This window comes from Shewanella sp. 10N.7 (genome assembly GCF_020806285.1).
GTDB classification, from domain to species: domain Bacteria; phylum Pseudomonadota; class Gammaproteobacteria; order Enterobacterales; family Shewanellaceae; genus Shewanella; species Shewanella electrodiphila.
This window is the reverse complement of sequence record NZ_JAJGZS010000052.1, coordinates 1-5947: the sequence shown is the minus strand read 5'-3', so window position 1 is coordinate 5947 and position 5947 is coordinate 1. Positions and strand designations below refer to the sequence as shown.

Genomic DNA, 5947 nt, shown 5'->3' with positions numbered 1-5947 from the left:
AGGGAAATGCTGTTGTTTCCCTTTCGTCGGGTGTGGGCGAAGCGCCACGACTTTGTTAACTACCAAGCATTGCTAAAAATGAACAAGAACCTTAGGTATAAAAACAAAAGTTGTAAGGCATAAACAAGGTAGCGAACTCTAATACCCTGATAATTATCAATTTAAAAAATAATCATTATTTGGCAGTCACCTTTATCGGGAAGGCCCGTTTAATTATTAGGTGTAAAAATTAAATTAGTATTTATATCAATCATATAAAAATGTAGGATGATATTAATCAATAACTTAAGCCGCCTACTTTATCAGGCGAGCCGTTTAATAAGCGTTAGCACTACAAGGAAAGTTTGGTGGATTGGAAACATATAAAATATATATCTGTAGTTATAGGCGTGACCCTAATCGCTACTCTTACCTTTGTGCTCGGAATAAGTTTTGGGGTTACCTACGAGAAAGACTCCTTTACTGAAATAATAATTCCTGTTTTAAGTGCAATGGGAAGTTGGGTGGCAGGATTTGGTGCACTTGGTGCAGTTTTTACTTCTTTATGGCTTGCGGAGCAACAAAGAAAAAACAGTGGTGAAAGTTTAAAATGTGTATTTGACGTATTTGTAATCCAAGGGATTCCTGACGATTCTCTAGGTGTTATTGTTACAAGCAATGGTAATAAGCCAAGTAACGTTAACTCAATCACAATACATTCTTCCGACTCTACCGTTGCTATGTCTATTCAGCAATTTGCACCATCAAGTACAGCTTTACCAACTTATTTACCTTATGGGCAACAAGCATCATATCTTTTATCCTCTGACTTTAAATCCCACATTAATGAATATGTTAATAAACACTGTTCGGGTTCTTACAAAAATCTAGTTCTCTCAGTTAATACAACGACTGACTCATTTAATGTTAAGTTCGGTAAAACCGTTATAGAGCACTTAAAGTAGTGCTAGCAAGTCATTCCAGCTGACGCCTAGGGCGCAGCTGAATCAGGCGTTATATGCCATGGAGGCACCTATGCAATTTGAAGTTTGGCATTATATTCTTATTCCTGCATTAGTGATAAATATTGCGGTTTCTATTTATATATCCAAAGTTGAAGGTCTCAATAAATTCCAAAAAAAAGCGCAAATATTAATCGTGTGGCTAATTCCATTTTTAGCGGCAATCGGATTATGGTTATTCAATCGTTCATTAGAACAAGAGGCTAAACAACATAAAGAGTTTGGTTCTGGTCCTCAAGATAGTGGCCTAGGACCAGGTGAGTAAATGGAATATAACAAGCGAATAGACGAATAGACAAAGGTTTAGCTAAGGAGTGTAAATGTATAAAGGAAGTTGTTTGTGTGGCTCAATTCAGTTCTCATTGAATGGTGGAGTTACCGATATTATTCATTGCCACTGTTCTTTGTGCCGTAAGGCTAGCGGAAGTGCTTATGCCACCAATGGTTTCATTGACGCTGAAGACTTAAAGTTAATTGATAACGATAATACTCTTAATTTCTATGAGAGCAGTGAAGGTAAACGTAAGTATTTTTGTAAAACTTGCGGAAGTCCAATCTATAGTTCCAATTCTCAATCTCCGAAAAAGTTTCGCCTTAGTTTAGGTATCTTGGATACCGATATATCAGAACGACCTATTTCTCATAACTTTGTTACTTCAAAAGCTAACTGGGATGATTTGGATGCTGAGTTACCACGTAGTGAAAAGCACGAAGTTGGGCGAACGTAGAAATAATTAAGACACCCATAATTATTTTAAATCTCGCTGCCACCTAAATTTAAAGCTTAAACAAAAACGCTAACCGCTTGGTTTAATCCCAAGTCGATTAGCGTTTTTAGTTGCCATTATCGTTTCAAAAGTGTTTGCCAGCCCCTTTCTAACGATAGCAGCCTTTTCTAGCGATAACCGTTCGATTAAGTTTCTTTACCTAAATGCTTATATAAGCTTTGGTAATCAACACTTTCAGCCATTAGCTGTTGATGGTTACTCACTTTTGTCACTGTCTTTAAGCGGGTTGATTTTAAACACCCCTCGACCATCAATGCCGATATACAAATAGCCATCTTGGCCCTGATGTAAGCTGCGCACTCGACCAAGGTTTTCCAATAGATCTTGTTGGCCGGTGACTTTATCACCATCAAGGCTAACACTAATGAGTTTGGCAAACTTTAATGAACCAATTAATAGCTGTTTAGCCAGTTCTGGGTAACGCTCACTTGTGACAAACACCATAGCTGAAGGTGCAATAGACGGCACCCAGTACGTGATCGGCTGCTGCATACCGGCTTTTTCGGTCAAATCAGTAAAGCTGGTGCCACTGTAATTCACCCCATAGCTGATCACTGGCCAACCATAGTTGGCGCCTTTTTCAATAATATTAAGCTCGTCACCACCTTTAGGGCCGTGTTCGTGGGCCCATATTGCCGATGTATGTAGGTTTAACGCCATACCTTGTGGGTTACGGTGGCCGTAGCTATAGATGGCGGATTTTGCGCCTTCTTTATCAACAAAAGGGTTGTCTTTCGGCACGCTGCCGTCATCATTAAGGCGGTAAATTTTACCTGAATCGCGGCTGATATCTTGTGGATTAACATCGCGCATACCGCGATCGCCAATAGAAAAATACAGCAGCCCTTGTGTATCAAACGCAATGCGGCTACCAAAATGTACTGATTTACTGGCATAGGCATCTGCCATGTAGAGGATTTGCGTGTGGCTCAATGCCATGTTATCGCCTTGCTTATCCAGTTTAGCGCGCAATATAGCGGTATTAGAAGCATCTTCAGTGCCTGCACTATAGCTGATATAGATCCACGGTGTTTTTTCATATTGTGGGTGCAATACCACATCAAGCAAGCCACCTTGACGCTCGGCGACAATATTAGGTAAACCGCTTACCGAGGTCGACTTTCCGTTCACGTCGATGTGATATAACTGACCTTGGCGATCGGTGACTAACAAGGCACTGTCTGGTAATTGAGTGATACCCCACGGAATGGTGATCTGCTCGTTAATCGGTTCAAGATCATAGGGGGCGGCGAGTACCGGCAGGCTTAAGGCCAAATAGGCACAAGCACTAATAAGTACTTTAAACATGATTGTGTGTCCTCAATTATCGTTATAGTGTGGCTGCAAGGGTAAACATAAATAGCCTTTCTGGGCCGGGCTCATAGTAGCGCCCACCAAAGGCATTAATTCTTATATTGTCGTCATAGTATTGATTAAATAGGTTATTGACCGTTAGTGATAACGACATTGCCAGCGGTTCAAAATCAAGTACTTGGCTGACTCCCGCATTGGTCAGCCAATAGCTATCAGCCGTCTCGGTATTACTATTGTTGGTGTACCTGTCTCCAACATAGAGTAGTTCCAGATTGATTGAAAGGTCGTTATCATTTTGATACAGCAACTGGCTGGCACCTTTGTGGCGTGGGGTACCTGGCTGAATTTTTCCACTGTAGTCACCTTGTGGGGTGGTATAGCTATCGTAACTAAAGTCTGAATAACTGTATTGGTTTTTCCATGAAAAATGACTGCCGAATTGATGCTGACTGCTCACCTCAATCCCTTGACGTGCGGCCGCCCCCGCATTGCGATAGTAAGTGATTTCATCCAGGCTATCGTCTTTAAAGTAAGGGCTGATAGCATCGCTAATGTCGATATAAAACAGCGCCAAATCATAACTGTGTGCAGCCGTTAACTCGCCCCTTAAGCCGATTTCATAGTTTATTGCCGTCTCTACGTCTAAATCTGGGTTAAAGCCGCCACCAAATCCACCATTAGCTGTGATATCGCCAGTGTTCGGATTGGCTAGCTCCGTAGTGGTGGGGATTTGAAACGATTGGCTAATCGTTGCGTACAGTAGGTTATCGTCTGTGAGCTGATAACTGCTGCCAAGATTGGCACTGCTGTTGTCCCAGTTACGCTCACCTGACTGGTCGCCATCTACTAAGTATTGATCTTTTACCTCAACGCGGTTGTGCTCATAGCGTAAGCCTAAATCGATAAGCCATTTGTCACTGGGCTGGGCTGATAATTGGGCGTACAGTGCACTTGAGTCAATCAACTCCTGTTGCGATAGTGCCAAGTCGCCGCGAATGCCGCCATCTAGGTTGTCATAGCGGCGGCGTTTATCATCTTGGTATTGCAGGTTGGCACCTAGCAGCACTTGAGTTTGATAATGGGTTAACCAGTTTTGTGTGGCGTATTGCACATTGGTGCCGTAAAACTGCCTAGCCAGTTCAACTTGGCCGCCTGCACTAAACGGTAGGCGGTTATTAAAATCTTTATCAAAGTAATAAAACTGCGCGTTAAGCTGGCTGCTATCATCAAATTGATAGCGACTGGCTAAGGTATGTTTTTGTTGTTTTACTTCTTCACCGGCTTGAAAACTGACATTGCGATCCCGCGCTGCTGTCGGCTCACTATCAGCTTGCTCGCGAGTTAAACCACCGGCATCCTCAGCGATTGGACTATCAATATATTGGCTGTTAACGCGCAATAACCATTGCGGTAATACTTGCCAATCTAGATGGCCATTAATGGCACTTTTTTCATATTCACTGTGATCACGATAACCCTGTTTCTGGGTATGGCTAAGGCTAACGCCAAAATTGACGGTGTCATAATGTTTATTGGCATATAAATACGCTTGCTCGGTATCAAACGAGCCTTTAGTGAGTTTAAGTGCTAGTTTGTCGTCATCTGGGACTTGGGTATTTATCTTAATCACACCACCAGCGCTGTTACCATAAAGCGCAGACGCCGGGCCGCGTAACACTTCGATACTGGCTAGGTTCTGTAACTCGAGACCGTCTAACTGACTTTGACCGTCAGGTAGAGTGTGCGGTACATCGTCGACCAAAATCTGAATGCCACGAATACCAAAACTTGATTGCGCCCCAAAGCCACGAATTGAAATACGCTCATCTTGAGAGAAGTTTTGACTGGCTTGCAGGTAGACACTTGGCAGCGAGTTGAGATACTCGCTCAGTGTTAACGGTGCTGCAATCAGGTTGAGCTGGGGTTGTTCAAGGTAACTGTAAGCCCTTGGTTGTTTCGTGGCGTAATAGGGTAATGTTTTACCAAATACAGTAATTTTTTCATCTATTTGCTGAGTCTGTCTGTCGAAGTTTGCATCAGCGAAAACTATGGTTGGTGCAAAAAAAATGCTTAGTGCAAAAACGATGTAAAAACAGCAAAGGTGTCGCGCGTCTGATCTAACTGGCGATATCCACATTAACACTTAGGTAACTCATTGATAAAGTATATTTAACCATGCATTATGCAGAGGTTAAGGCTGAGTTCAATAGCTAATAATGTAACAGTGTATTTGGCCGTGATTACTGGGTAAATAAAAGTGTTTAGCTTAATTTGGTTACTTTGACCTAATTTATAGTAGATTTGTTTGACTGGTGAGGAGTGTGATAAAAGTGAAGACTTCATCGAGATCTATAATGCTGATACCAGTGATGCAATTTTAGGTTGTTATGGTAAATAATTAAGACACCCATGATTATTTTCTGTCATCGACTTTGCCAAGCTCGCGATTGAGTATCAAAGCCAAACTGGGGTGAAATTATTTGTTGTAACAGCCCTAGATGCCAATGAGAATTCGACTGTGTTTTACCATCGAGTAAAAGGCCAAGTGCAGAAGGAGTTAAGCCTCCTCCCTTTAGCCAAGTACAAACCCATTACTGGCAAGCTTGTGGCAGACAATATGTTAGCTGTTGCAATACAGGATAAAGAGTTCGTTAACGACAGTAAGCTCGATAATGTAATAGTTAGGATTATTGATAACAAAGATATGCATCGACTGGTTAACTGAGGTTTGTCCTAACTTTTAGTTATCATTTGAAAAAATCAACGTCGTGGCGCTTCGCCCACGCCCGACGAAAGGGAAACAACAGCATTTCCCTTCTCGACATCCCTTGCCGCCCCTACGAA

At 42.1% G+C, this 5947-nt stretch carries 6 protein-coding genes; 4 read left to right on the top strand and 2 right to left on the bottom strand.

Annotated features, from left to right (window positions below):
• The first annotated feature begins 347 nt into the window (after positions 1-347).
• The 3 genes from LMH66_RS20130 to LMH66_RS20120 all read left to right on the top strand — a co-directional run bounded on the left by LMH66_RS20130 (position 348) and on the right by LMH66_RS20120 (position 1729).
• Entirely contained in the window at positions 348-944 is a 597-nt protein-coding gene (locus LMH66_RS20130) for a hypothetical protein (protein WP_229372681.1), read from the top strand.
• A gap of 70 nt (positions 945-1014) precedes the next feature.
• Positions 1015-1266: a hypothetical protein gene (locus LMH66_RS20125; protein ID WP_229372679.1), complete on the top strand. Its 252-nt coding sequence runs from the start codon at positions 1015-1017 to the stop codon at positions 1264-1266.
• 55 nt (positions 1267-1321) lie between these two features.
• Positions 1322-1729, top strand: coding sequence for a GFA family protein (locus tag LMH66_RS20120; RefSeq protein ID WP_229372677.1), 408 nt, complete (start codon positions 1322-1324; stop codon positions 1727-1729).
• A gap of 255 nt (positions 1730-1984) precedes the next feature.
• On the opposite strand, the gene LMH66_RS20115 is transcribed toward LMH66_RS20120, so the two are convergent.
• The gene (locus LMH66_RS20115; RefSeq protein ID WP_229372675.1) at positions 1985-3097 is read right to left on the bottom strand and encodes a PQQ-dependent sugar dehydrogenase; all 1113 of its coding nucleotides are present in this window, start codon (positions 3095-3097) and stop codon (positions 1985-1987) included.
• Positions 3098-3119: 22 nt separating this feature from the next.
• Complete coding sequence (locus LMH66_RS20110; protein WP_229372684.1) at positions 3120-5240, bottom strand: TonB-dependent receptor family protein; 2121 nt, start codon at positions 5238-5240, stop codon at positions 3120-3122.
• A 333-nt stretch (positions 5241-5573) separates the two neighbouring features.
• Here LMH66_RS20110 and LMH66_RS20105 point away from each other — a divergent pair, with 333 nt between their 5' ends.
• Positions 5574-5828 (top strand): hypothetical protein, encoded by a 255-nt coding sequence (locus LMH66_RS20105; RefSeq protein WP_229372673.1) that lies wholly within the window; start codon positions 5574-5576, stop codon positions 5826-5828.
• Positions 5829-5947: the final 119 nt, after the last annotated feature.